This window comes from Angustibacter luteus (assembly GCF_039541115.1).
GTDB classification, from domain to species: Bacteria; Actinomycetota; Actinomycetes; order Actinomycetales; family Angustibacteraceae; genus Angustibacter; species Angustibacter luteus.
Genome location: NZ_BAABFP010000005.1, coordinates 376,623 through 400,269 on the forward strand (window position 1 = coordinate 376,623; position 23,647 = coordinate 400,269).

The following is a 23,647-nucleotide window of genomic DNA, read 5'->3' on the forward strand; positions in this document are numbered from 1 at the left end:
GATGACCCATGCCGAGGAATCGGCCACGACGCTGGAAGCCACCGTGCTCGAGGCGCCGGAGATCCGCAGGGTGCTGACCCGGATCGCCCACGAGGTGCTCGAGCAGAACAAGGGCGCCGACGGCCTGGTGCTGCTGGGCATCCCCACCCGTGGTGTCGCCCTGGCCCACCGGCTGGCGGAGCGCATCGCCGAGGTCGAGGGCAGCGACGTGCCGGTCGGCGCTCTCGACGTGACGATGTACCGCGACGACCTGCGCCACCACCCGGTCCGCAGCCTCGAGCGCACGGACCTGCCGCCGGACGGCATCGACGGTCGCACCGTGGTGCTGGTGGACGACGTGCTCTACTCCGGCCGCACCGTCCGCGCCGCGCTGGACGCGCTGGCCAACCTGGGCCGCCCCAAGGCCGTGCGCCTGGCCGTCCTGGTGGACCGCGGCCACCGCGAGCTGCCGATCCGTGCCGACCACGTCGGCAAGAACCTGCCCACCTCGCTCGCCGAGCGCGTCAGCGTCCGGCTCGTCGAGCACGACGGTCACGACGAGGTGCGGATCAGCCGCCCGGTCGGAGGAGCCCGATGATGCGCCACCTGCTGTCCGCCGCCGACCTCGACCGCGACGAGGCCGTCCTGGTGCTCGACACGGCCGAGCAGATGGCCCAGACCCAGCACCGCGAGATCAAGAAGCTGCCCACCCTGCGCGGGCGCACGGTCATCAACCTGTTCTTCGAGGACTCCACCCGCACCCGGGTCTCGTTCGAGGCCGCCGCCAAGCGGCTCTCCGCGGACGTCATCAACTTCTCCGCCAAGGGTTCCAGCGTCTCCAAGGGCGAGAGCCTGAAGGACACCGCGCTCACCCTGCAGGCGATGGGCGCGGACGCGGTGGTGATCAGGCACGGCGCCAGCGGTGCCCCGCACCGGCTGGCGACGTCCGGCTGGATCGACTCCAGCGTCGTGAACGCCGGCGACGGCACCCACGAGCACCCCACCCAGGCCCTGCTGGACGCCTTCACGATGCGGCACCACCTGGTCGGCAACCGCGAGCACGGCGCCGCGGCGGGCCAGGACCTCAAGGGCAAGCGCGTCACCATCGTCGGCGACGTGCTGCACAGCCGGGTGGCGCGCAGCAACGTCCTGCTGCTGCACTCGCTCGGCGCCGAGGTCACCCTCGTCGCGCCGCCGACCCTGCTGCCGCAGCGGGTCGACGCGTGGCCGTGCGCGACGTCGTACGACCTGGACGCGTCCCTGCCCGAGGCCGACGCCGTGATGATGCTGCGCGTGCAGCGCGAGCGGATGAACGCCGCGTACTTCCCCAGCGCCCGCGAGTACTCGCGCCGCTACGGCCTGGACGCCCGACGCCTGCGACTGCTGCAGGACCACACCATCGTCATGCACCCCGGTCCGATGAACCGCGGGCTGGAGATCTCGGCGGACGCCGCCGACTGCGAGCGCTCGACCATCGTCGAGCAGGTCGGCAACGGGGTCTCGGTCCGGATGGCGGTGCTCTACCTGTTGCTCGCCGGTGGCGAGCGCGAGGAGGTCTCCCGATGAGCTCGTACCTGCTGCGCGGCGTCCGGCCGCTCGGTGGTGACCCGACCGACCTGCTGCTGCGGGACGGCGTGATCGCGGCCATCGGCCCGGACCTCGGCTCCGACGCGGACGACGAGACCACGGTCGTGGACGGCGCCGGCCTGGTCGTGCTGCCCGGCCTGGTCGACCTGCACACCCACCTCCGCGAACCGGGACGCGAGGACGCGGAGACCGTCGAGTCCGGCACCCGGGCCGCGGCCGCTGGCGGCTTCACCGCCGTGCACGCCATGGCCAACACGGACCCGGTGGCCGACACCGCCGGGGTCGTGGAGCAGGTGTGGCGGCTCGGCCGCGAGGCCGGCTGGGTCGACGTGCGGCCCGTCGGTGCGGTCACGGTCGGGCTGGCCGGCGAGCGGCTGGCCGAGCTCGGTGCGATGGCGGACTCGGCCGCCCAGGTCCGGGTGTTCAGCGACGACGGGCACTGCGTGGACGACGCGGTCCTCATGCGCCGCGCCCTGGAGTACGTCAAGGCGTTCGACGGCGTCGTGGCCCAGCACGCCCAGGAGCCCCGGCTCACCGTGGGCGCGCAGATGCACGAGGGCGACGTGTCCGGGGTCCTCGGCCTGACCGGCTGGCCGGCGGTCGCGGAGGAGGCGATCATCGCCCGGGACGTGCTGCTGGCCGAGCACGTCGGCTCCCGGCTGCACGTCTGCCACGTGTCCACCGCGGGCTCGGTCGAGATCGTCCGGTGGGCGAAGTCGCGCGGGGTCGACGTCACGGCTGAGGTCACCCCGCACCACCTGGTGCTCACCGACGAGCTGGTCCGCACCTACGACCCCCGCTTCAAGGTCAACCCGCCGCTGCGGTCGTCGTCCGACGTCGAGGCGCTGCGCGCGGCGCTGGCCGACGGCACCATCGACGCCGTCGCCACCGACCACGCCCCGCACCCCAGCGAGGACAAGGACTGCGAGTGGCTCGCCGCGGCCATGGGGATGACCGGGCTCGAGACGGCGCTCTCCGTGGTCATCGAGACCATGGTCGAGACCGGCCTGCTGGACTGGGCCGGGGTCGCGGACCGCATGTCCGTCCGTCCCTCCGCGATCGGCCGGGTCAGCGGCCACGGCCGCGCGATCGAGGTCGGCGAGCCGGCGAACCTGACGCTGGTGGACCCGCAGGCCCGCTGGACGGTCGACCCCGCGCGGCAGCAGACGGCCAGCCGCAACACCCCGTTCGCCGGGCGCGAGATGCACGGCCGGGTGGTCGCGACCTTCCTGCGTGGTCGCGCCACCGTGCTGGAAGGCCAGCCGATCGAGCACCGGGAGCTCGTGTGAGCCGGGGGCCGGCGGTCGCCATCGTCGCCGTCCTGGTGCTGCTCGCCTGGGCCGGGATGTGGTGGGGCTGGCGTTCCCGTACCCGCCGCCAGCGCGACGTCCCCGCGCCGCCGGCGCCGTCGCAGGCGCTGGCCGACCGCACGGCGAACGAGGGCGTCGAGGCGACCTACGTGTCGACGACGGCGGCGAACGACTGGCTCGACCGGATCGCCGTGCACGGGCTCGGCGTCCGCAGCGACGCGCGGGTGCTGGCCACGGACGACGGCATCGCGGTCGTCCGCGAGGGCGCACCGGACCTGCTCGTCCCCGCCGTCGACCTGCGAGAGGTCCGGCGCGAGAGCGTGCGGGCCGGCAAGGCCGTGACCGGGCAGGGACTCCTGGTCTGGGACTGGGACCTGGGCGGCGCCACGGTGAGCACGGCGGTGGCGGCGCGGCACGACGGCGACCGGGACGCGCTCGAGCAGCAGATCAAGGCCCTCATCGACCAGCACCACCAGCAGGAGGCGAAGTGACGCAGGCGCTGCTCGTCCTGGAGGACGGCCGCACGTTCCGCGGCGAACCGTTCGGGGCCACCGGCCGGTGCGTCGGTGAGGCGGTGTTCTCCACCGGGATGACCGGCTACCAGGAGACGCTGACCGACCCGAGCTACCACCGCCAGGTCGTCGTGCAGACCGCGCCGCACATCGGCAACACCGGCGTGAACGACGAGGACGGCGAGTCGTCGCGCATCTGGGTGTCCGGCTACGTCGTCCGCGACCCCTCCCCGCGCCCGTCCAGCTGGCGCTCTCGCCGCTCGCTCGGCGACGAGCTGGCCGCGCAGGGCGTCGTCGGCATCGCCGGCGTCGACACCCGGGCGCTGACCCGGCACCTGCGCGAGCGCGGGGCGATGCGCGCCGGGGTGTTCTCCGGCCCGGACGCCGAGCTGGCTGTCGCGGACCTGCTGGACGTCGTCCGGTCGGCTCCGCAGATGGCCGGGGCGGCGCTCGCCCAGGAGGTCTCCACCGACCAGCCCTACGTGGTGGAGCCGGTGGGGGACAAGCGGTTCACGGTGGTCGCGCTGGACCTCGGCATCAAGTCGATGACCCCGCAGCGGATGGCCGAGCACGGGATGCGCGTGCACGTGCTGCCGGCCGATGCCGGCATCGACGACGTGATCGCGCTCGAGCCGGACGGCGTGTTCTTCAGCAACGGCCCGGGGGACCCGGCCACCGCCGACCCGCAGGTGACGCTGCTGCGGGACGTGCTCGAACGGCGGATCCCGTTCTTCGGGATCTGCTTCGGCAACCAGCTGCTGGGTCGGGCCCTCGGGTTCGGCACCTACAAGCTGGGCTACGGCCACCGCGGCATCAACCAGCCGGTGATGGACCGCACGACGGGCAAGGTCGAGGTCACCGCGCACAACCACGGGTTCGCCGTGGACGCCCCCCGGGACGGCGAGTCGCAGACCCCGTTCGGCCGGGCCCGGGTGAGCCACGTGTGCCTGAACGACGACGTCGTCGAGGGCCTCGAGTGCCTGGACGTGCCGGCCTTCTCGGTGCAGTACCACCCGGAGGCTGCGGCCGGACCGCACGACGCGGCGTACCTGTTCGACCGGTTCGCCGACCTGATGACGCACGCCAGCGACGAAGGGAAGGGCGCCTGATGCCCCGCCGCACGGATCTGACGTCGGTGCTCGTCATCGGCTCCGGACCGATCGTGATCGGTCAGGCCTGCGAGTTCGACTACTCCGGCACCCAGGCCTGTCGGGTGCTCCGCGAGGAGGGCCTGCGGGTCATCCTGGTGAACTCCAACCCCGCGACGATCATGACCGACCCGGAGTTCGCGGACGCGACGTACGTCGAGCCGATCACACCCGAGGTGGTCGAGGCGATCATCGCCAAGGAGCGGCCGGACGCCGTGCTGGCCACCCTGGGTGGGCAGACCGCGCTGAACACCGCGATCGCGTTGCACGAGAACGGTGTCCTGGAGAAGTACAACTGCCCGCTGATCGGCGCGAACGTCGAGGCGATCCAGCTCGGCGAGGACCGCGAGGCATTCAAGGGCGTGGTGGAGCGCTGCGGTGCCGAGTCGGCGCGCAGCGCGGTGGCGCACAGCATCGACGAGTGCCTGCGCATCGCCGAGGACCTGGGCTACCCGGTGGTCGTGCGGCCCTCGTTCACGATGGGCGGACTGGGCTCGGGCTTCGCGTACGACGAGAACGACCTGCGACGCATCGCCGGCGCGGGGCTGCACGCCTCCCCGACGACCGAGGTGCTGCTCGAGGAGTCGATCCTGGGCTGGAAGGAGTACGAGCTCGAGCTGATGCGGGACACCGCGGACAACGTGGTCGTGGTCTGCTCGATCGAGAACCTGGACCCGATGGGCGTGCACACCGGCGACTCGATCACGGTGGCGCCGGCGATGACCCTGACGGACCGCGAGTACCAGCGGCTGCGCGACATCGGCATCGCGGTGATCCGCGAGGTGGGCGTGGACACCGGCGGCTGCAACATCCAGTTCGCGGTGGACCCGGTCGACGGCCGGGTGATCGTGATCGAGATGAACCCGCGGGTGTCCCGCTCGTCGGCGCTGGCCAGCAAGGCCACCGGCTTCCCGATCGCGAAGATCGCGGCCAAGCTCGCCGTCGGCTACACCCTGGACGAGGTGCCGAACGACATCACCCACGAGACCCCGGCGTCCTTCGAGCCGGCGCTGGACTACGTGGTGGTCAAGGTGCCGCGGTTCGCGTTCGAGAAGTTCCCCGCGGCCGACCCGACGCTGACCACGACCATGAAGTCCGTCGGCGAGGCCATGGCGATCGGCCGCAACTTCACCGAGGCGCTGCAGAAGGCGCTGCGGTCGGCCGAGCGCAAGGGGTCGACGTTCCACTGGGACGGCCAGCCGGGCGACGCGGCGGCGCTGCTGGAGACGTCCAAGGTGCCGACGGACGGGCGCCTGCTGACCGTCCAGCAGGCCATGCGCGCCGGGGCCACCGTCGAGCAGCTGCACGACGCGACCGGCATCGACCCGTGGTTCCTGGACCAGCTGGCGCTGATCGAGGACCTCGCCGCCGACCTCCGTGCCGCGCCCGAGCTCACCCCCACGTTGCTGCGCAAGGCGAAGCGGCACGGCTTCAGCGACGCCCAGCTCGGCGGCCTGCGCTCGATGCCCGAGGCGGTCGTGCGCGGCGTCCGGCACGCCCTGGGTATCCGGCCGGTCTACAAGACCGTCGACACCTGCGCGGCGGAGTTCGCCGCGCACACGCCCTACCACTACTCCAGCTACGACGAGGAGACCGAGGTCCAGCCGCGCGAGCGGCCGGCCGTGCTGATCCTCGGCTCCGGCCCGAACCGGATCGGGCAGGGCGTGGAGTTCGACTACTCCTGCGTGCACGCCAGCTTCGCGCTGCGGGACGCCGGCTACGAGACCGTGATGGTCAACTGCAACCCCGAGACCGTGTCCACCGACTACGACACCTCCGACCGGCTGTACTTCGAGCCGCTCACCCTGGAGGACGTCCTCGAGGTGGTGCACGCCGAGCAGCAGGCCGGACCCGTTGCGGGAGTGGTGGTCCAGCTCGGTGGTCAGACCCCGCTCGGGCTGGCGCAGTCGCTGGCGGACGCCGGGGTGCCGATCGTCGGCACCAGCCCGGCAGCGATCCACCTCGCCGAGGACCGGGGCGCATTCGGCCGGGTGCTCGCGGAGGCGGACCTGCCCGCCCCGCGGCACGGCACGGCGTACTCCGCGGCCGAGGCGGTCGAGGTCGCCCGCGAGATCGGCTACCCGGTCCTGGTACGTCCGTCGTACGTGCTGGGCGGGCGCGGCATGGAGATCGTGTACGACGACGAGACGCTGTCCGGCTACGTGACCCGGGCCACCGAGGCCTCGCCCGAGCACCCGGTGCTGGTCGACCGGTTCCTGGACGACGCCATCGAGATCGACGTGGACGCCCTGTTCGACGGTGAGGAGATGTACCTCGGCGCCGTGATGGAGCACATCGAGGAGGCCGGCATCCACTCCGGCGACTCGGCCTGCGTGCTGCCGCCGGTCACGTTGGGGCACAGCGAGATCGAGCGGGTGCGAGCCTCCACCGAGGCAATCGCCCGCGGTGTCGGGGTGCGCGGGCTGCTCAACGTGCAGTTCGCGCTGGCGTCCGACGTCCTCTACGTCCTGGAGGCCAACCCGCGGGCCAGCCGCACGGTGCCGTTCGTGAGCAAGGCGACGGCGGTCCCGCTGGCCAAGGCGGCGGCCCGGGTGATGCTCGGCACGACGATCGCCGAGCTGCGCGCCGAGGGCCTGCTGCCGGCCGAGGGTGACGGCACGCACCTGCCGGCGCACGCGCCGGTCTCGGTCAAGGAGGCGGTGCTGCCGTTCAAGCGGTTCCTGACCCGCGAGGGCCTGGTCGTGGACTCGGTGCTGGGGCCGGAGATGCGCTCCACCGGTGAGGTGATGGGCATCGATGAGGACTTCGGCACCGCGTTCGCCAAGAGCCAGGCCGCGGCGTACGGCGGGCTGCCCGATCACGGCACCGTCTTCGTCTCCGTCGCCAACCGCGACAAGCGCGCCATGATCTTCCCGGTCAAGCGGCTCGTGGACCTGGGCTTCACCGTGCTGGCCACCGAGGGGACCGCGGAGGTGCTGCGGCGCAACGGGGTGGAGAGCACCGTGGTGCGCAAGTACAGCCAGGGCGACGGCGCGGACGGCGAGCCCACCGTGGTCGCGCGGATCCTGGCCGGTGAGGTGGACATGGTGGTCAACACCCCCTCGGGCCGGGACGCCCGCGCGGACGGCTACGAGATCCGCGCCGCCACCACCAGCATGGACCGGCCGATCATCACGACCGTCCAGCAGCTGGCCGCCGCGGTGCAGGGCATCGAGTCCGCACGGACCCGGCCGATCAGCGTGCGGTCGCTGCAGGAGCACGCGGCGGCCCTGGCGGCCGGCCGATGAGCGTGCCGTCCTCCCGCCGACCCGGGGGACCGGTCCAGGTCGCCGGGCGGATCATCTCCGTCCGTCGCGTGGGCGCCTACCAGCACCTGACGATCCTGGCGCCGGGGGTGGCCGAGACGGCCCGGCCGGGCCAGTTCGTCGCCCTCGCGGTCGGCGGCGAGCGGACCGGCATGCTGCTGCGCCGCTCGTTCTCGATCCACAAGGTCACGCCCACCGGGGTGTACGGCGGCACGGTCGACGTCGTGGTGGCCGACGCCGGTCGCGGCACGCACTGGCTGACCACCCGCGGGGTGGGTGAGCCGGTCGACGTCGTCGGCCCGCTGGGCCGGGCGTTCCCGCTGCCGAAGACGCCCGAGGCGTGCGTGCTGGTCGGCGGTGGCTACGGCACGGCGCCGCTGTTCTGGCTGGCGGACGTCCTGCGCGAGCGCGGCTGCCGGGTGGACATCATCCTGGGCGCGGCCAGCGAGGACCGGCTGTTCGGGGTGCTGGAGGCGCGGCGGTCGTCGACCACGTCGACCGTCACCACGGACGACGGCTCCGCCGGCACGAAGGGGCGGGTGACCAACGTCCTCGGCGAGGTGATCGACCGCGCCGACGCGTCCGTCGTGTATGCCTGCGGCCCGATGGCCATGCTGCGCGCCGTGACCGACGTCGCCACCGCGCACGGCGCCGTCGCGCAGGTAGCGGTCGAGGAGTCGATGGCTTGCGGCATCGGCATCTGCATGACCTGCGTGATGCCGGTCGAGGGCCCGGACGGGCAGACCCGGATGCTGCGCTCCTGCGTCGAGGGACCGGTCTTCCGCGGTGACACGGTGCGCTGGGAGTCCTGGCAGGACGGCATCGGCCGGGTGCCCGACGACTGCGTCGGCGCGGCCGCGATGAGGAGCCACTGATGACGCTGGACGTCGCCACGGTCGACATGACGGCCCGGATCGGTTCGCTGACCCTGCCGAACCCGCTGATGACGGCCTCCGGCTGCGCCGCGGCGGGTCGCGAGCTGCACCAGTTCTTCGACGTGGGCGAGCTGGGGGCCGTGGTCACCAAGTCGGTGATGACGGCGCCGCGGTCCGGCCGGGACACCCCGCGGATGGCCGAGACGGACAGCGGCATGCTCAACTCGATCGGCCTGCAGGGCCCGGGGATCGACGCGTTCGTCGAGAAGGACCTGGCCTGGCTGCGCGAGGTCGGCGCCCGGGCGGTGGTGTCGATCGCCGGCAGCAGCGTGCAGGAGTTCCGCGACCTCGCCGCCCGGCTGGCGGACGAGCCCGGGGTAGCGGCCATCGAGGTCAACATCTCGTGCCCCAACGTCGCGAACCGCGGTCTGGTGTTCGCCTGCGAGCCGACGTCCGCGGCCTCCGTGGTCGCGGCCGTGCGCGCGGTGCTCCCGCCGACCATCCCGCTGCTGGCCAAGCTCTCGCCGGACGTCACGGACATCGTGGAGATCGCCGCGGCCTGCGTGTCCGCCGGCGCGGACGGGCTGACGATGATCAACACGTTGCTGGGCATCAGCATCGACGTCGACCGGATGCGCCCGCGGCTGGCCGGGCTCACCGGTGGGCTGAGCGGCCCGGCGGTCCGGCCGGTGGCAGTGCGGTGCATCTGGCAGGTGCAGGCCGCCATGCTCGCCGGGCGGCTGCCCACGGTTCCGATCGTGGGGGTCGGGGGAGTCCGGACCGGCCTCGACGCCCTGGAGCTGGTGCTGGCGGGGGCCTGCGCGGTCCAGGTCGGCACCGTCGCCTTCCACGACCCGAGCGCGCCCCTGCGGGTGCGGGACGAGCTCGCGAAGGCTGTGCAGGAGCGCGGTTTCAGCAGCTTCATGGATGCCGTCGGTCACGCCCATCGGGTGCTGGCCACAGCGGAGGGAACGCGATGATCGCACCGTTCGGGATCCGGTTGAGGTCCTTGATGAACAAGCGTGGGGCGCTCTGCGTCGGGATCGACCCGCACGCGTCGCTGCTGTCCGCCTGGGGCCTGGACGACGACGCCCGTGGTCTCGAGCGGTTCGCGATGACCTGCGTCGAGGCACTGGCCGGGCAGGTCGCCGTGCTGAAGCCGCAGTCCGCGTTCTTCGAGCGGCACGGCTCGGCCGGGGTCGCCGTGCTGGAGCGGGTCGTGCGCGAGGCCCGCGAGGCCGGCGCGCTGGTCATCACCGACGCCAAGCGCGGGGACATCGGCTCGACGATGACCGCCTACGCGCAGGCCTACCTCGACCAGTCCAGCCCTCTGGCGACGGACGCGCTCACGGTGAACCCGTACCTGGGCTACGAGTCACTGCGGCCGGCACTGGACCTGGCTGCGGCGCAACGGTGCGGCATCTTCGTGCTCGGCCTCACCTCGAACCCGGAGGCCGGCCAGGTACAGCACGCGGTCGGGCCGCAGGGGGGTTCGGTGGCGGCGGCGATCGTGGCCGGGGTGAGCGCCGACAACGCGGGCTGCCCCGACCTCGGCGACGTCGGGCTCGTCGTCGGCGCGACCATCGGCTCGGCGGTTACGGACCTCGGGATCGACCTGGCCGCCAGCCACGCGCCACTGCTGGCGCCCGGGATCGGCGCGCAGGGTGCCGGTGCGGGCGAGCTCGCGAAGGTGTTCGGCGCGGCGGTCCGCAACGTGCTGCCCTCCTCGTCGCGCGAGGTGCTCGGTGCGGGGCCCTCGGTGACGGCGCTGCAGGACGCGGCCGACCGGACGCTGGACGCCTGCCGGGCCGTGCTGGGTGAGCCCTGACGAACCGCCAGACGTCGTCCGCCGGCCGAACTGCCGGGTCTCGTTGCCGCAGTGGGCGATGAGTCGCTAGGTTCTGACCCTGCCCGCAGCAAACCCTGGGGGCTCCGACCGACCCTCGAGGTGACGCATCGTGGCCCTGCCGCCCCTGACCCCGGAGCAGCGTCAGGCTGCGCTCGAGAAGGCTGCCGCGGCGCGCCGTGAGCGCGCGGAGGTCAAGAGCCGGCTGAAGCACGCGCAGGGCTCCCTGGAGGACGTGATCGTCGAGGGCCAGCGCAACGACGTGATCGGCAAGATGAAGGTCTCGGCGCTGCTCGAGGCCATGCCTGGGGTCGGCAAGGTGCGGGCCCGCCAGATCATGGACGAGCTGGCCATCTCGGAGAGCCGCCGGGTGCGCGGGCTGGGCTCCAAGCAGGCGTCCGCGCTCGTCGCGCGGTTCTCGACCGGATCGTGAGCGACGTCGCTCGACGTCGGCTCACGGTCCTCGCCGGCCCGACCGCGGTCGGCAAGGGCACGGTCTCGGCCTTCGTGCGCGACCAGTACCCGCAGGTCTGGCTCTCGGTGTCGGCGACGACCCGGTCGCCCCGCCCCGGCGAGGTGGACGGCGTGCACTACCACTTCGTGGACGACGCCCGGTTCGACGCGATGGTGGCCGGCGGCGAGCTGCTGGAGTGGGCAGTCGTGCACGGGAGGAACCGCTACGGCACGCCGCGCGGCCCGGTCGAGGCCGCCCTGGCGGCGGGCCAGGCCGCCCTGCTCGAGATCGACCTGCAGGGCGCTCGACAGGTCCGCGAGACGATGCCGCAGGCCCGCTTCGTCTTCCTCGCCCCGCCCAGCTGGGACGAGCTCGTGCGCCGGTTGGTGGGCCGTGGCACGGAGTCGGAGGAGGAGCGCGAGCGGCGGCTGCGCACGGCGCGCGAGGAGCTCGCGGCGGAGCCGGAGTTCGACGTGACGATCGTCAACGACGACGTGCAGCGGGCCAGCGCGGCGCTCGTGCAGCAGATGGGTCTCGCGATCTGACACAATGGACGGTGGATCCGCCTGTACGTCGACGAAACGAGACTCTCCGTGTCCGGCACCATCGCTGTTCCCGAAGGCATCACGAACCCCCCGATCGACGACCTGCTGAAGGTCGCCGACTCGAAGTACGCCCTGGTCATCTACGGCGCCAAGCGCGCCCGTCAGATCAACGCCTACTACTCCCAGCTCGGCGAGGGCCTGCTCGAGTACGTCGGCCCGCTGGTCGAGACGCACGTGCACGAGAAGCCGCTGAGCATCGCACTGCGCGAGATCAACGAGGGTCTGCTGACCTCCGAGCCTGCCGAGGCGTGAGCTGAACCAGGCTGGCGAACGCCCCCACGTCGTGCTCGGCGTCGGGGGTGGCATCGCCGCCTATAAGGTCGCCCACCTGCTGCGCCTGCTCACCGAGAGCGGTCACGACGTCCGGGTGGTCCCGACCCGGGCCGCGCTGGAGTTCGTGGGGGAGCCGACCTGGGCCGCGCTGTCCGGCCAACCCGTGCACACCGACGTCTGGCAGGACGTGCACGAGGTGCCGCACGTCCGGCTCGGCCGCGACGCTGACCTCGTGGTCGTCGCGCCGGCCACGGCCGACCTGCTGGCTCGTGCGGCGCACGGGCTGGCGGACGACCTGCTGACCAACACCCTGCTGACGGCCCGGTGCCCCGTCCTGATGGCCCCGGCGATGCACACCGAGATGTGGGAGCACCCGGCCACGCAGGCCAACGTCCTGACGCTGCGCGACCGTGGCGTCGTCGTGCTTGACCCGGCGTCCGGCCGCTTGACCGGCGCCGACACCGGGCCGGGTCGGCTGCCCGAGCCCGAGCAGATCTTCGCGGCCTGCCGGGCGCTGCTGGGGTCCAGCCCCGCCGTCGCCACCCCGCAGGACCTGGCCGGGCGCACCGTGCTGGTGAGCGCCGGTGGGACGCGTGAGCCGCTGGACCCGGTGCGGTTCCTGGGCAACCGGTCGTCCGGCAAGCAGGGTTACGCGCTCGCCGCCGTCGCGGCGTCCCGCGGCGCCGACGTCGTCCTGGTCAGCTCGTCGTCGTTGCCCGACCCGGCCGGCGTCCGGGTGGTCCGGGTCGAGACGGCTGAGCAGCTGCGCACGGCGGTGCTGGCCGAGGCGCCCTCGGCGGACGTGGTCGTGATGGCCGCCGCCGTGGCCGACTTCCGACCGGCCCGGTTCACCGACCACAAGATCAAGAAGTCCGACGACGGCGGGTCGCCCGTGATCGAGCTGGTCCGCAACCCGGACATCCTGGCCGAGCTGGCGGCGCACCGGACCCGCCCGGGCCAGGTCGTGGTCGGTTTCGCGGCCGAGACCGGGGACGCGCAGGGCAGCGTGCTGGACCACGCGCGGGCCAAGCTGGCGCGCAAGGGCTGCGACCTCCTGGTGGTCAACGAGGTCGGCGTCGACAAGACCTTCGGGTCGGACGACAACACGGTCGTGGTGCTGGACGCAGCCGGCGGCGAGCGGCCCGTCGAGCACGCGCTCGACCCCGGAACCAAGACCGAGGTCGCGGCCGGTGTCTGGAATGTGGTCACCCGCCGTCTCGCTGCGCGGGCGGGCTAGACTCATCGATCGCGGCCTCGACCGATGAGCCGCGCCAGCCAGCAGCCGCTGCATCCGAGGAGATTGCCTGTGTCGTCCTTGCGCTTGTTCACGTCCGAGTCCGTCACCGAGGGCCACCCGGACAAGATCTGTGACCAGATCAGCGACGCGATCCTGGACGCCATGCTCGCTGACGACCCGCGCAGCCGGGTCGCGGTCGAGACGATGGTCACGACGGGCCTCGTGCACGTCGCCGGGGAGGTGACGACGTCGTCCTACGTGGACATCCCCCGGATCGTGCGCGACACCGTGCTGCGGATCGGCTACGACTCCTCCACCAAGGGCTTCGACGGCAACTCCTGCGGCGTCGAGGTCTCGATCGGCGCGCAGTCCCCGGACATCGCCCAGGGCGTCGACGACGCGTACGAGCGCCGCGCGGAGGGCACCATCGACCCGCTGGACGCCCAGGGCGCCGGCGACCAGGGCCTGATGTTCGGTTACGCCTGCACCGACACCCCCGAGCTGATGCCGCTGCCGATCTTCCTGGCGCACCGGCTGGCCGAGCGGCTGACCGAGGTCCGCGTGTCCGGTGAGCTCGCCTACCTGCGCCCGGACGGCAAGACCCAGGTGACCATCGGCTACGAAGGCGACCGCGCGGTGCGGCTCGACACGGTCGTGCTGTCCACGCAGCACGCCGCGGACATCTCGCTGGAGGGCATGCTCACGCCCGACATCGAGGCCGACGTCGTCAAGCCGGTGCTGTCCCAGATCGACTTCGACCTGGACACCTCCTCGACCCGCCTGCTGGTCAATCCGACGGGCCGGTTCGAGATCGGCGGCCCGATGGGCGACGCGGGCCTGACCGGCCGCAAGATCATCGTCGACACCTACGGCGGCATGGCCCGGCACGGCGGCGGCGCGTTCAGCGGCAAGGACCCGTCGAAGGTCGACCGCTCGGCCGCCTACGCGATGCGCTGGGTCGCCAAGAACGTGGTCGCGGCCGGCCTGGCGTCCCGCTGCGAGGCGCAGGTCGCCTACGCGATCGGCAAGGCGCACCCGGTGGGCCTGTACGTCGAGACGTTCGGCACCGAGCAGGTCGACCCGGCCGCGATCGGCAAGGCGATCAGCGAGGTCTTCGACCTGCGCCCCGCCGCGATCATCCGCGACCTCGACCTGCTGCGGCCGATCTACGCCCGCACCGCGGCCTACGGCCACTTCGGTCGTACGGACGCCGACGGCTTCACCTGGGAGCGCACCGACCGGGTCGACGCGCTCAAGGCCGCCGTCGGCGCCTGAGCCCCGCTGGCCGCTGGGTCAGCCCTGCCCGGGGATCACGATCTCCTGGATCGCCCACGAGTTGCCGTCGGGGTCGCTGAAGTAGAGGAAGCGACCCCACGGCTGCTCGTCGACGTCACCGACCTCGATGCCCCGGGCGAGCAGCACCTCCCGCGCGGCGTCGGCGTCCCCGACGACCATCTGCAGACCCTGCTGGCTGCCCGGCTCCATCTGGGTGATGCCGATCCCGAGGCAGATCGAGCAGGCCGACCCCGGCGGGGTGAGCTGCACGAAACGCAGCCCCTCGTGCACGGTCTGGTCGTGGTCGGCGTTGAACCCGGCGCGCACGTAGAACTCCTTGGCGCGGTCCACGTCGGTGACCGGGACGGGGATCAGCTCGAGCCTCATCTGCAGCGCGCTCGTCGGGCCCGTCGTGGTGCTCGTGGTCGTCATGGTGCCTCCTCGGTCGTCGTTCTCGGCTGCTCTCCACGCTACGAGCCATAGCGGTCAGGTTCTGTCCGCTAGCGGATCTAGTCTGGTCCGCATGTCGACGAGCGCGCGGATGCTCGAGCTGCTGTCGCTGCTGCAGACGCACCGCTACTGGCCGGGTGCCGAGCTGGCGGGCCGGCTCGAGGTGAGCCCGCGCACCCTGCGCCGGGACGTCGAGCGGCTGCGCGACCTCGGCTACCCGGTTGATGCCGGGCGCGGCGTGGGCGGCGGCTACCAGCTCAGAGCGGGCGCGACGCTGCCCCCGATGCTGCTGGATGCCGACGAGGCCGTCGCCGTCGCCGTCGCGCTGCGCACCGCAGCAGCGGGTTCGGTGGCGGGCATCGACCAGGCCGCGCTCGGCGCACTGGCCAAGATCGTCCAGGTCATGCCCCCGCCGCTGCGCCGCCGGGTGGACGCGATCCAGGAGTACACCGTGCCGGCGGCCACGTCCGGCCCGGCCGTGCAGGCCGGGGACCTGACGGTGCTGGCCCAGGCCTGCCGGGACGGCGAGCGGGTCTCCTTCCAGTACCGGGCGCGCGAGCGTGAACCCGGCCCGAGGTCCGTCGACCCGCACCGCCTGGTGGCAGTGGGCCGGCGCTGGTACCTGCTCGGGTGGGACGTCGACCGGGCCGACTGGCGCACGTTCCGGCTGGACCGGCTCTCACGCAGTGCCCCGTCGGGCGCTCGCTTCCGTCCGCGGGCGATCCCGGGCGGCGACGCCGCCGAGTTCGTCCGGACCGCCATCGCGTCGCGGCCCCGGCTGGACGTGCTGGTCGAGCTCGCCGCGCCGGCCGACCAGGTGCGGGCGGCGGTCGGTGGCTGGGGGACCCTCGAGCCGGTGGACGACCAGACGTGCCGGCTGCACGTGCAGGCGGACTCCTTCGACTGGGTGGTGCTGCTGCTCGCCGTCACGGGTGCGGAGTTCACGGTGGTTCGTCCCGCCGAGCTCGTCGGGCACCTCGAGCACACGGCGCGGCGCCTGCTGCGGGGGACCGGCGGGGCGCGCTGACGGCGGTGTCGGGTAGGAATACCCCGTGACCACGGCGGAGCAGAGCGAGGGGGACGACCAGCTCGCCCTCGTTCCGGCTCCGCGGGCCGCGGCCAGGGCGGCCGCTCGCAAGCGGGCCGCCAAGCCACCACCCGGCCTGGCGGAGGTCGACCCGGTGGCGGAGGTCGTGGTCGACGTCCCGCTGGCGCACCTGGACCGGCGGTTCGAGTACTCCGTCCCGGCGCCGCTCGCCGACACGGCCGTGCCCGGTGCGCGGGTCAAGGTCCGCTTCGCCGGGCAGGACCTGGACGGCTTCGTCGTGGTGCGCAAGCCGGCTGCGGAGCACGCGGGACGGCTCAGCCCCCTGCGGCGCGTCGTCTCACCCGAGCCGGTGCTCGGCGAGCAGCTGCTGTGGCTGTGCCGGGCGGTCGCGGACCGCTGGGCCGGCACGCTCGGCGACGTCCTGAGACTGGCCGTCCCGCCGCGGCACGCGCAGGCGGAGGCCGAGGAGTCGGCGCCGGCCGTTCGCGCCGCTCCGGCTCCGGTGCCGGACCCGACCGTGTGGTCCCGCTACGCCGGTGGCAGCGCGTTCCTCGACCGGGTCGCGTCGGGCGCCGCGCCGCGGGCGGCGTGGACCGCCACCCCGTCGGCCGGCGAGGACGCGCTGGACTGGCCGCACGCGATCGCGGTCGCCGCGGCGACCGCCGCGGCCGCGGGCCGTGGTGCCCTGGTCGTGCTCCCGGACACCCGCGACGTCGCGCGGGTGGACCATGCCCTGCGGGCCGTGGACCCTGCCAGCGACCACGTCGTGCTGACCGCCGACCTCGGGCCGAAGGTTCGCTACCGGGCCTGGCTGCGCGCCGCTCGTGGGCACGCCCGGGTCGTGGTCGGGACGCGCGCGGCGATGTTCGCGCCGGTGCAGGACCTCGGACTGGTGGTCTGCTGGGACGACGGTGACGACCTGCACGCTGAGCCGCACGCGCCGTACCCGCACGTGCGCGAGGTGCTCGCGCTGCGGGCCGGCCAGGACTCCGCCGCCGCGCTGTTCGGGGGGTTCGTCCGGACCGCCGAGGTCGAGCGGATGGTGCGGGCCGGCTGGGCCCGACCGATCGAGGTGGGCGCGACCGAGCTGCGCCGGGCGGCCCCGCGGGTGCTGCTGGCCGGCGAGGGCCACGAACCCGAGCGCGACCCCGGCGCCGCGTCGGCCCGCCTGCCGTCCATCGCCTGGCGGACGGCGTCCGCGGCCCTGGCGACCTCCCCGGTGCTGGTCCAGGTGCCGCGCCGCGGCTACGTGCCGGCACTGGCCTGCCAGAGCTGTCGGACGCCGGCGCACTGCCGTTCCTGCCACGGGCCGTTGGCGTTGCCCGACGGCCAGGGCGCGCCACGCTGCCGGTGGTGCGGCGTCAGCGACCCGAGCTGGACCTGCCCGGAGTGCGGCGAGCGGCGGCTGCGCTCAGTCGTGGTCGGTGCCCGACGGACTGCGGAGGAGCTGGGGCGCGCCTTCCCGGGGGTCCCGGTGGTCACCAGCGGCGGGGGTGCCGTGGTCGCCCAGGTGCCGGACCGCCCGGCCCTGGTCATCGCCACCCCGGGCGCCGAGCCGGTCGCCCACGGCGGCTACGGCGCGGCGCTGCTGCTCGACCCGTGGGCGCTGCTGGGCCGCAGCGACCTGCGCGCGTCGGAGGAGGCGCTGCGGCGCTGGGTGAACGCCGCTGCGCTGGTCCGCAGCAGCGACCGGGGTGGGGTCGTCGTCCTGGGTGGGCCGGGTGGGCTGCCCCCGGTCGAGGCGCTGGTCCGCTGGGCGCCGACCTGGCACAGCGCGCGCGAGCTGGAGGCGCGGCAGTCCCTCGGCTTCCCGCCGGCCCGCACGGTGGCCACGCTCACCGGTCCGGCGTCCGCCGTCGAGGACCTGGTCGTCTCGGCCCAGCTGGGTCCGGACGTCGAGGTGCTGGGCCCCGTCGCGATCCCGGCCCAGGTGGGAGGCCGCCCCGGTCGGGCCGCCGGCCGGGTCTCGGACGTCGACGAACCGGTGGTGCGCATCCTCTTGCGGACCACGCCGTCGCAGCGCGAGGCGCTGAGCTCGGCGCTGCGCGCCTCCGCGGCGGTCCGCAGCGCCGCCAAGCGGGCCGGCAGCGTCCGGGTCCAGGTCGACCCGCTGGACCTGGTGTAGGCGGCCTCGCTACGGCTACGGCTACGGCAACGGCTGTGGCTACGGTTGCGGCACGGGCGGGGTCGGGCAGACCATCCGGCGCCGCCCGGCGTCCTGGGTCCAGGTGTGGGCCGACATCGGCGAGCCGCACACCGGGCAGGCGAACTCGGGGTCGGCGGCTGCCGTCGGCTCCTGGCTGGCCGGTCCCAGCTCCGCGGGGCCGAGGAACCGGAACAGGAAGGCGTACACCCGGGCCCCGAACCACGGTCGCTCCTGCGTCACCTGTCGCTCCTCGACCTGGGCGGGTCCGCGACCCGCGTCGGGTTCGAGTCTGTCACCGCCGCGCCCGTACACTGCCGGGTGGCGGAACGCAGGGTCCGCCGATGCCGACGTCGCCGACCAGACGAGGACCGCCAGCCGTGTCGATCCAGGACATCCGCCTGTTCGGGGACCCCGTGCTGCGCACGCCCGCGCTCGAGGTCATCGACTTCGACAAGGAGCTGCGCCAGCTCGTCAAGGACCTCACCGACACCATGTGCGACGCCCCCGGCGTCGGCCTGGCCGCCCCGCAGATCGGCGTCGGGCTGCGCGTCTTCACGTACTGGGTGGACGACGAGCTCGGCCACCTGGTCAACCCCAGCCTGGACCTGTCCTCGGAGCAGCAGGACGGCGACGAGGGCTGCCTGTCCTTGCCCGGCCTGGCGTTCGACACCCCCCGGGCGCTGCGCGTCGTGGCCAAGGGCCAGAACATGCACGGCGAGCCGGTGGTGATCGAGGGCTCCGAGCTGCTCGCCCGGTGCATCCAGCACGAGACCGACCACCTGGACGGCATCCTGTTCATCGACCGGCTCGACCGCGAGCAGCGCAAGATGGCCATGAAGGCGATCCGGGACGCCGACTGGGCCGGTCTGTCCGCGCCCGTGCTCAAGGTGAGCCCGCACGCCACCTTCGGCAAGGCGCTGTAGGCGCGTGCGCCTCGTCTTCGCGGGCACCCCGGACGCCGCCGTCCCGGCCCTGCGCGCCGTGCTGGCGTCGTCCCACGAGGTGGTCGCCGTGGTCACTCGGCCCGACGCCCCCGCCGGTCGCGGTCGCCGGCTCGCCGCGTCCCCGGTGGGCGAGCTCGCCGCCGAGGCCGGCCTCGAGGTGCTCAAGCCGCAGCGGCCGCGCGAGCCCGAGTTCCTGGCCCGGCTCACCGAGCTCGCGCCCGACTGCTGCCCGGTCGTCGCCTACGGCGCCCTGCTGCCGCAGCCGGTGCTGGACGTCCCGCGGCACGGCTGGGTGAACCTGCACTTCTCGCTGCTACCGGCGTGGCGAGGCGCGGCACCGGTGCAGCGGGCGCTGATGGCCGGCGACCAGGTGACCGGCGCCAGCACCTTCCGGCTCGAGGCCGGGATGGACACCGGGCCGGTATTCGGCGTGATGACCGAGACGGTGCGCCCCCGCGACACCAGCGGTGACCTGCTCGCCCGACTCGCCGAGGCCGGCGCGGGTCTGCTGGTCGCCACCCTGGACGCCATCGAGGAGGGGACCGTCAACCCGCAGCCGCAGCCGGCCGAGGGCGTCAGCCTCGCCCCCAAGGTCGAGGTCGCCGACGCCCAGGTGGACTGGACGGCCCCGGCGAGCCGCGTGGACCGGCTGGTCCGGGCGTGCACCCCGGCCCCCGGCGCCTGGACGACGTTCGGCGGCGAGCGCCTCAAGCTCGGCCCGGTCGAGCCGGTGAGCGTCGCCGACGACGGCCCGCTGGCCGCGGGAGTGCTTCAGGTCACCCGCCGTGACGTCCTGGTGGGTACCGGCTCGACGCCGGTCCGGCTGGGCAGCGTGCAACCCCCGGGCAAGCGCCCCATGGCGGCCGCGGACTGGGCGCGCGGCGCCCGGCTGGAGTCCGGCCGGCAGCTCGGGCCCGAGGCCGACCGGTGACGCCGCCGCCGCGCCGCCGCTCGGCCCAGCGGCCCGCCGAACGCGCTCGGCGCGCCGACCCGGCCCGCCAGGCCGCGTTCGACACGCTGCGGGCCGTGGCCACCGAGGACGCCTACGCCAACCTGGTGCTGCCGGGCCTGCTGCGGGAGCGCCGGATCACCGGACGGGACGCCGGCTTCGCCACCGAGCTCGCCTACGGCACCCTGCGGATGCAGGGCCTGTACGACGCCGTGCTGGCCGAGTGCTGCACCCGCCCGCTGGACGAGCTGGACGACGGGCTGCTGGACGCTCTGCGGCTCGGCGCGCACCAGCTGCTGGGCATGCGCGTCCCCCCGCACGCCGCCGTCAGCGAGACGGTCGCACTGGTCCGCCACCAGGTCGGTCACGGTCCCGGCGGCCTGGCCAACGCCGTCCTGCGCAGGGTCGGCGAGCGCGACGTCGACGCCTGGGTCGCGCAGCTCGCGCCCGACGCGGCGACGGACCCGCAGGGGCACCTGGCGCTCGCGCACAGCCACCCGCTGTGGGTGGTCCGGGCCTTCCGTGAGGCACTGGCCGGGCGCGGGGTGCCGGCCGAGCGGCTGGACGACGAGCTCGCCGACCTGCTCGCCGCGGACAACGCCGCGCCCGAGGTCACCCTGGTGGCCCGGCCCGGCCTGACTGAGCCGGAGGAGCTGCTGGCCGCCGGCGGCACGGCGGGTCGCTGGTCGCCGTACGCCGTGCGCTGGCCGGCCGGGGACCCCGGGCAGCTCGCTGCGGTCCGCGAGGGCCGGGCCGGCGTGCAGGACGAGGGCAGCCAGCTGGTCGCGCTCGCCTTGGCCGATGCCCCGCTCGACGGACGCGATGAGCGCTGGCTCGACCTGTGCGCGGGGCCGGGCGGCAAGGCCGCGCTGCTCGGGGCGCTCGGTGCCCGTCGGGGTGCGTCGTTGACCGCGGTCGAGCTGGCCCCGCACCGAGCGGACCTGGTCCGGCACGCGGTGGCCGCGTTGGGAGACGCCGTCGACGTGCGGGCCGCCGACGGGCGCGCCCTCGGTGAGCAGGAGCCGGCGGCGTACGACCGGGTGCTGGTCGACGTCCCGTGCAGCGGGCTCGGTGCGCTGCGCCGCCGGGCCGAGGCGCGCTGGCGCCGGACCCCGGCCGACCTGGCCACGCTCGCGCCGCTGCAGCGAGCCTTGCTGGCGAGCGCGCTGGACGCCGTTCGGCCCGGTGGCGTCGTCGCCTACGTCACCTGCTCGCCGCACGTCGCGGAGACCCGCCTCGTGGTCGACGACGTCCTGCGCACGCGTCCCGACGTCGAGCTGCTGGACGCGGTGCCGCTGGTCGACGCACCGGACACCTCAACGCTCGAGGGCTCCGGGACCGTCCAGCTGTGGCCGCACCGGCACGGCACCGACGCGATGTTCCTCGCGCTGCTCCGCCGCCGCTGAGGCCTCGTCGTCCGGCCGGGGCTGGTCGTCCGGCACCCAGACGGTGCTGGCCAGGACGCCGAACAGCAGGTACCCGACGCCCTGCCAGGCGATCACGGCGATGATGCCGGCCGTCCCGCCGACCAGCGTCGGGAGCAGGCCGGCCGCGGCCGCGCCGACCAGCATGCCCGCCGACTGCAGGGCCAGCACGGTGCCCAGGACCCGCCCGCGGTGGGCGTCCAGGGTCGCGTGCTGCAGCAGCGTCGTGGCGCCGGCGACGACCGCGGCGCCGGGCAGGCCCACCACGATCATCAGCACCACGGCGGGTCCGACGTGCGCCCAGGCGATCGGGTACAGGAAGAGCGAGAGGTCGACCAGGCCGAACACCGCCGCGCCCCAGCCGAAGAGCCTCGCCGGGCGCAGCCGGTCGCCGTACCCGGCGACGAGCAGCCCACCCGCGATGCCCCCGATCGCCTGGACGCCGACGACGAGTCCGTAGCCCTGCGGCCCGCCGTGCAGGACGTCGAGCACGAAGGGGGCGAACAATGTGCCCATGATCCCCTCGCCTACCGCGGTCACGACGGTGAAGGCGAGCAGGATGCGCAGGGTCCGGCTGCCGGCGGCGATCCGCAGACCGGCCCGCCACTCGTGCCACCACGGGACGCCGCCGACGACCTCCTCCGTGAGGGCCACCGGGTTGCCGCGCCCAGCGCCGCGCACCAGCACGACCAGCGTGGCGGCGGCCACGAAGCTCGCCACGTCCACCAGGGTCACTGCGACGATGCCGCCCCAGGCGGCGGCCACGCCGCCGAGCCCGGCGCCGACCAGCCGCGCGACGGACCCGGCCTGCGCGTTCAACGCGTTCGCGGACACGAGCCGCTCGGGGGGCACCAGCAGGGGCACCAGCGCCTGCTCGGCGGGCACACTCAGCAGCTCGAGGACGGCCTGGACGCCGGCCACGGCGTACAGCAGCCACAGGGTGCCGCCGCCGTGCACCGCCAGCAGGGGGAGCAGGGTCACGGCGTGGGCCACGAGGGTCACGACCAGCACGCGCCGCCGGTCCCAGCGGTCCACCAGCACGCCAGCGGGGGAGGCCAGCAACATCTGCGGCACCACCGAGACGACGAGCATGCCGGCGGTCGCCACGGTGGACCCGGTCAGGTCGTAGACCAGGTACATGAGGCCGACGGTGAGCACGTAGTCACCCGTCCGGGACACGAGTCCGGCCGCGAGCAGCGCCCGGTAGTCCCGGTGCTCCACCAGCAGCCGCCAGATCGCTCTCACCGTCGCTCCTTCGAGATATATCGCGAGTCGGAGAACAAGATATATCGCGAGTTGCCAGGACTGGCAAGGACTCGTGCCCAGGGATCGCTAGGCTCGCCGCGTGGCCCTGCAGATCTCGCCGAGCATCCTGAACTCCGACTTCGCCAACCTCGAGTCCGAGCTGGCGCGCATCGCCGACGCCGACTGGGCGCACGTGGACGTCATGGACAACCACTTCGTGCCGAACCTGACCCTCGGGCTGCCGGTGGTGGAGGCCCTGGCCAAGATCAGCCCGGTGCCGATCGACACGCACCTGATGATCGAGGACCCGGACCGCTGGGCCCCCGGCTACGCAGAGGCTGGCGCGGCCAGCGTCACCTTCCACGCCGAGGCCGCCGCGGCGCCGGTGCGGCTGGCTCGCGAGCTGCGCCGCCTCGGCGCCCGGGCCGGTCTGGCGCTCAAGCCCGCCACCCCCGTCGAGCCGTTCCTGGACCTGCTGCCCGAGCTGGACATGCTGCTGGTGATGACCGTCGAGCCCGGTTTCGGCGGCCAGACCTTCCTGGACGTCACGCTGCCCAAGATCCGGCGCGCCCGGCGGGCGATCCGGGACAGCGGGCTGGACGTCTGGCTGCAGGTGGACGGCGGCGTCACCACCGAGACCATCGAGCGGGCGGCGGACGCCGGTGCCGACGTGTTCGTCGCCGGGTCGGCCGTCTACGGGGCGCCCGACGCGGCGGCGCAGATCGCCCTGCTGCGCGAGCGTGCCGCGGCTCACACCCACTGATCTTTCGCCAGCGGGGGATAGGGCTAGACTCACCGCAGCACACGCGTGCTCCGGGGTCGGTGAAATTCCGAGCCGGCGGTGACAGTCCGCGACCCGACCGCAGCCAGCGGCCGGTTGACCTGGTGGAACTCCAGGACCGACGGTGAGAGTCCGGATGGGAGGAGACACGCGGCGTCGCAGGCGCTTTGCGTCGGTGGCGCCGTCGGCGCGCGAGCCCGAAGCCGGGCCGCACACCGACGTGACGACGAGGGATCACTCTCTCGTGGTCGACCCCGGAGCCCGCCCCGAACGGCGAGGCGAGAGGGGTCCCA

23 protein-coding genes and 1 riboswitch are annotated in these 23,647 nt (G+C 73.9%); of the genes, 20 read left to right on the forward strand and 3 right to left on the reverse strand.

Features of this window, described 5'->3' with window-relative positions; all coding sequences use genetic code 11:
- Position 1 precedes the first annotated feature (1 nt).
- The 14 genes from pyrR to metK all read left to right on the forward strand — a co-directional run bounded on the left by pyrR (position 2) and on the right by metK (position 14,367).
- The gene (gene pyrR, locus ABEB17_RS10910; RefSeq protein WP_345716722.1) at positions 2 to 577 is read left to right on the forward strand and encodes a bifunctional pyr operon transcriptional regulator/uracil phosphoribosyltransferase PyrR; all 576 of its coding nucleotides are present in this window, start codon (positions 2 to 4) and stop codon (positions 575 to 577) included.
- Positions 574 to 1,545, forward strand: coding sequence for an aspartate carbamoyltransferase catalytic subunit (locus ABEB17_RS10915; RefSeq protein ID WP_345716723.1), 972 nt, complete (start codon positions 574 to 576; stop codon positions 1,543 to 1,545). The genes pyrR and ABEB17_RS10915 overlap by 4 nt, the downstream gene beginning before the upstream one ends.
- On the forward strand, positions 1,542 to 2,855 hold the full coding sequence (locus ABEB17_RS10920; RefSeq protein WP_345716724.1) for a dihydroorotase: 1,314 nt from the start codon (positions 1,542 to 1,544) through the stop codon (positions 2,853 to 2,855). Before ABEB17_RS10915 ends, ABEB17_RS10920 begins: the two co-directional genes overlap by 4 nt.
- Positions 2,852 to 3,367, forward strand: coding sequence for a PH-like domain-containing protein (locus ABEB17_RS10925; RefSeq protein WP_345716725.1), 516 nt, complete (start codon positions 2,852 to 2,854; stop codon positions 3,365 to 3,367). The genes ABEB17_RS10920 and ABEB17_RS10925 overlap by 4 nt, the downstream gene beginning before the upstream one ends.
- Complete coding sequence (carA, locus tag ABEB17_RS10930; protein ID WP_345716726.1) at positions 3,364 to 4,497, forward strand: glutamine-hydrolyzing carbamoyl-phosphate synthase small subunit; 1,134 nt, start codon at positions 3,364 to 3,366, stop codon at positions 4,495 to 4,497. The genes ABEB17_RS10925 and carA overlap by 4 nt, the downstream gene beginning before the upstream one ends.
- Entirely contained in the window at positions 4,497 to 7,784 is a 3,288-nt protein-coding gene (gene carB, locus ABEB17_RS10935) for a carbamoyl-phosphate synthase large subunit (RefSeq protein WP_345716727.1), read from the forward strand. Before carA ends, carB begins: the two co-directional genes overlap by 1 nt.
- Complete coding sequence (locus tag ABEB17_RS10940; protein WP_345716728.1) at positions 7,781 to 8,677, forward strand: dihydroorotate dehydrogenase electron transfer subunit; 897 nt, start codon at positions 7,781 to 7,783, stop codon at positions 8,675 to 8,677. The genes carB and ABEB17_RS10940 overlap by 4 nt, the downstream gene beginning before the upstream one ends.
- Positions 8,677 to 9,657, forward strand: coding sequence for a dihydroorotate dehydrogenase (locus ABEB17_RS10945; protein WP_345716729.1), 981 nt, complete (start codon positions 8,677 to 8,679; stop codon positions 9,655 to 9,657). Before ABEB17_RS10940 ends, ABEB17_RS10945 begins: the two co-directional genes overlap by 1 nt.
- Positions 9,654 to 10,505, forward strand: coding sequence for an orotidine-5'-phosphate decarboxylase (pyrF, locus tag ABEB17_RS10950; RefSeq protein ID WP_345716730.1), 852 nt, complete (start codon positions 9,654 to 9,656; stop codon positions 10,503 to 10,505). Before ABEB17_RS10945 ends, pyrF begins: the two co-directional genes overlap by 4 nt.
- Before the next feature lie 130 nt (positions 10,506 to 10,635).
- Complete coding sequence (gene mihF / locus ABEB17_RS10955) at positions 10,636 to 10,956, forward strand: integration host factor, actinobacterial type (RefSeq protein ID WP_345716731.1); 321 nt, start codon at positions 10,636 to 10,638, stop codon at positions 10,954 to 10,956.
- Positions 10,953 to 11,522 carry a guanylate kinase gene (gene gmk, locus ABEB17_RS10960; protein ID WP_345716732.1) on the forward strand — a complete coding sequence of 190 codons (570 nt, stop codon included), beginning with the start codon at positions 10,953 to 10,955 and terminating at the stop codon, positions 11,520 to 11,522. Before mihF ends, gmk begins: the two co-directional genes overlap by 4 nt.
- Positions 11,523 to 11,570: 48 nt before the next feature.
- Positions 11,571 to 11,834 (forward strand): DNA-directed RNA polymerase subunit omega, encoded by a 264-nt coding sequence (rpoZ, locus tag ABEB17_RS10965; protein ID WP_345716733.1) that lies wholly within the window; start codon positions 11,571 to 11,573, stop codon positions 11,832 to 11,834.
- A gap of 31 nt (positions 11,835 to 11,865) precedes the next feature.
- Positions 11,866 to 13,092: a bifunctional phosphopantothenoylcysteine decarboxylase/phosphopantothenate--cysteine ligase CoaBC gene (coaBC, locus tag ABEB17_RS10970; protein WP_345716734.1), complete on the forward strand. Its 1,227-nt coding sequence runs from the start codon at positions 11,866 to 11,868 to the stop codon at positions 13,090 to 13,092.
- Between the two features lie 24 nt (positions 13,093 to 13,116).
- A complete protein-coding gene (gene metK / locus ABEB17_RS10975) occupies positions 13,117 to 14,367 on the forward strand; it encodes a methionine adenosyltransferase (protein WP_378226940.1) in 1,251 nt (416 codons plus the stop codon).
- 18 nt (positions 14,368 to 14,385) lie between these two features.
- On the opposite strand, the gene ABEB17_RS10980 is transcribed toward metK, so the two are convergent.
- Positions 14,386 to 14,760 (reverse strand): VOC family protein, encoded by a 375-nt coding sequence (locus ABEB17_RS10980; protein ID WP_345717330.1) that lies wholly within the window; start codon positions 14,758 to 14,760, stop codon positions 14,386 to 14,388.
- A 130-nt stretch (positions 14,761 to 14,890) separates the two neighbouring features.
- Between ABEB17_RS10980 and ABEB17_RS10985 the strand changes: the two genes are divergently transcribed.
- Entirely contained in the window at positions 14,891 to 15,844 is a 954-nt protein-coding gene (locus ABEB17_RS10985; RefSeq protein ID WP_345716736.1) for a helix-turn-helix transcriptional regulator, read from the forward strand.
- Positions 15,845 to 15,869: 25 nt separating this feature from the next.
- Positions 15,870 to 17,990 carry a primosomal protein N' gene (locus ABEB17_RS10990; protein WP_345716737.1) on the forward strand — a complete coding sequence of 707 codons (2,121 nt, stop codon included), beginning with the start codon at positions 15,870 to 15,872 and terminating at the stop codon, positions 17,988 to 17,990.
- 39 nt (positions 17,991 to 18,029) lie between these two features.
- Here ABEB17_RS10990 and ABEB17_RS10995 read toward each other — a convergent pair whose 3' ends face one another.
- Positions 18,030 to 18,251: a recombinase zinc ribbon domain-containing protein gene (locus tag ABEB17_RS10995; protein WP_345716738.1), complete on the reverse strand. Its 222-nt coding sequence runs from the start codon at positions 18,249 to 18,251 to the stop codon at positions 18,030 to 18,032.
- 137 nt (positions 18,252 to 18,388) lie between these two features.
- Between ABEB17_RS10995 and def the strand changes: the two genes are divergently transcribed.
- The 3 genes from def to ABEB17_RS11010 are packed head-to-tail and all read left to right on the forward strand — an operon-like array spanning position 18,389 to position 21,310.
- Positions 18,389 to 18,934 (forward strand): peptide deformylase, encoded by a 546-nt coding sequence (gene def, locus ABEB17_RS11000; protein WP_345716739.1) that lies wholly within the window; start codon positions 18,389 to 18,391, stop codon positions 18,932 to 18,934.
- Positions 18,935 to 18,938: 4 nt separating this feature from the next.
- A complete protein-coding gene (fmt, locus tag ABEB17_RS11005) occupies positions 18,939 to 19,886 on the forward strand; it encodes a methionyl-tRNA formyltransferase (protein ID WP_345716740.1) in 948 nt (315 codons plus the stop codon).
- Positions 19,883 to 21,310: an RsmB/NOP family class I SAM-dependent RNA methyltransferase gene (locus ABEB17_RS11010; RefSeq protein WP_345716741.1), complete on the forward strand. Its 1,428-nt coding sequence runs from the start codon at positions 19,883 to 19,885 to the stop codon at positions 21,308 to 21,310. Before fmt ends, ABEB17_RS11010 begins: the two co-directional genes overlap by 4 nt.
- Here the strand turns inward: ABEB17_RS11010 and ABEB17_RS11015 are convergent.
- Positions 21,221 to 22,573, reverse strand: coding sequence for an MFS transporter (locus tag ABEB17_RS11015; RefSeq protein WP_345716742.1), 1,353 nt, complete (start codon positions 22,571 to 22,573; stop codon positions 21,221 to 21,223). The two genes, ABEB17_RS11010 and ABEB17_RS11015, sit on opposite strands and share 90 nt — an antisense overlap.
- Before the next feature lie 100 nt (positions 22,574 to 22,673).
- On the opposite strand from ABEB17_RS11015, the gene rpe reads away from it, so the two are divergent.
- Positions 22,674 to 23,336 (forward strand): ribulose-phosphate 3-epimerase, encoded by a 663-nt coding sequence (gene rpe / locus ABEB17_RS11020; RefSeq protein ID WP_345716743.1) that lies wholly within the window; start codon positions 22,674 to 22,676, stop codon positions 23,334 to 23,336.
- Positions 23,337 to 23,377: 41 nt separating this feature from the next.
- A riboswitch (FMN riboswitch) is annotated at positions 23,378 to 23,506 on the forward strand.
- Positions 23,507 to 23,647: the final 141 nt, after the last annotated feature.

Coding starts and splice junctions, on each gene's coding strand:
- pyrR (WP_345716722.1), top strand. CDS start 2: ATGACCCATGCCGAGGAATCGGCCACGACGCTGGAAGCCACCGTGCTC.
- ABEB17_RS10915 (WP_345716723.1), top strand. CDS start 574: ATGATGCGCCACCTGCTGTCCGCCGCCGACCTCGACCGCGACGAGGCC.
- ABEB17_RS10920 (WP_345716724.1), top strand. CDS start 1,542: ATGAGCTCGTACCTGCTGCGCGGCGTCCGGCCGCTCGGTGGTGACCCG.
- carB (WP_345716727.1), top strand. CDS start 4,497: ATGCCCCGCCGCACGGATCTGACGTCGGTGCTCGTCATCGGCTCCGGA.
- ABEB17_RS10940 (WP_345716728.1), top strand. CDS start 7,781: ATGAGCGTGCCGTCCTCCCGCCGACCCGGGGGACCGGTCCAGGTCGCC.
- ABEB17_RS10945 (WP_345716729.1), top strand. CDS start 8,677: ATGACGCTGGACGTCGCCACGGTCGACATGACGGCCCGGATCGGTTCG.
- pyrF (WP_345716730.1), top strand. CDS start 9,654: ATGATCGCACCGTTCGGGATCCGGTTGAGGTCCTTGATGAACAAGCGT.
- metK (WP_378226940.1), top strand. CDS start 13,117: ATGAGCCGCGCCAGCCAGCAGCCGCTGCATCCGAGGAGATTGCCTGTG.
- ABEB17_RS10985 (WP_345716736.1), top strand. CDS start 14,891: ATGTCGACGAGCGCGCGGATGCTCGAGCTGCTGTCGCTGCTGCAGACG.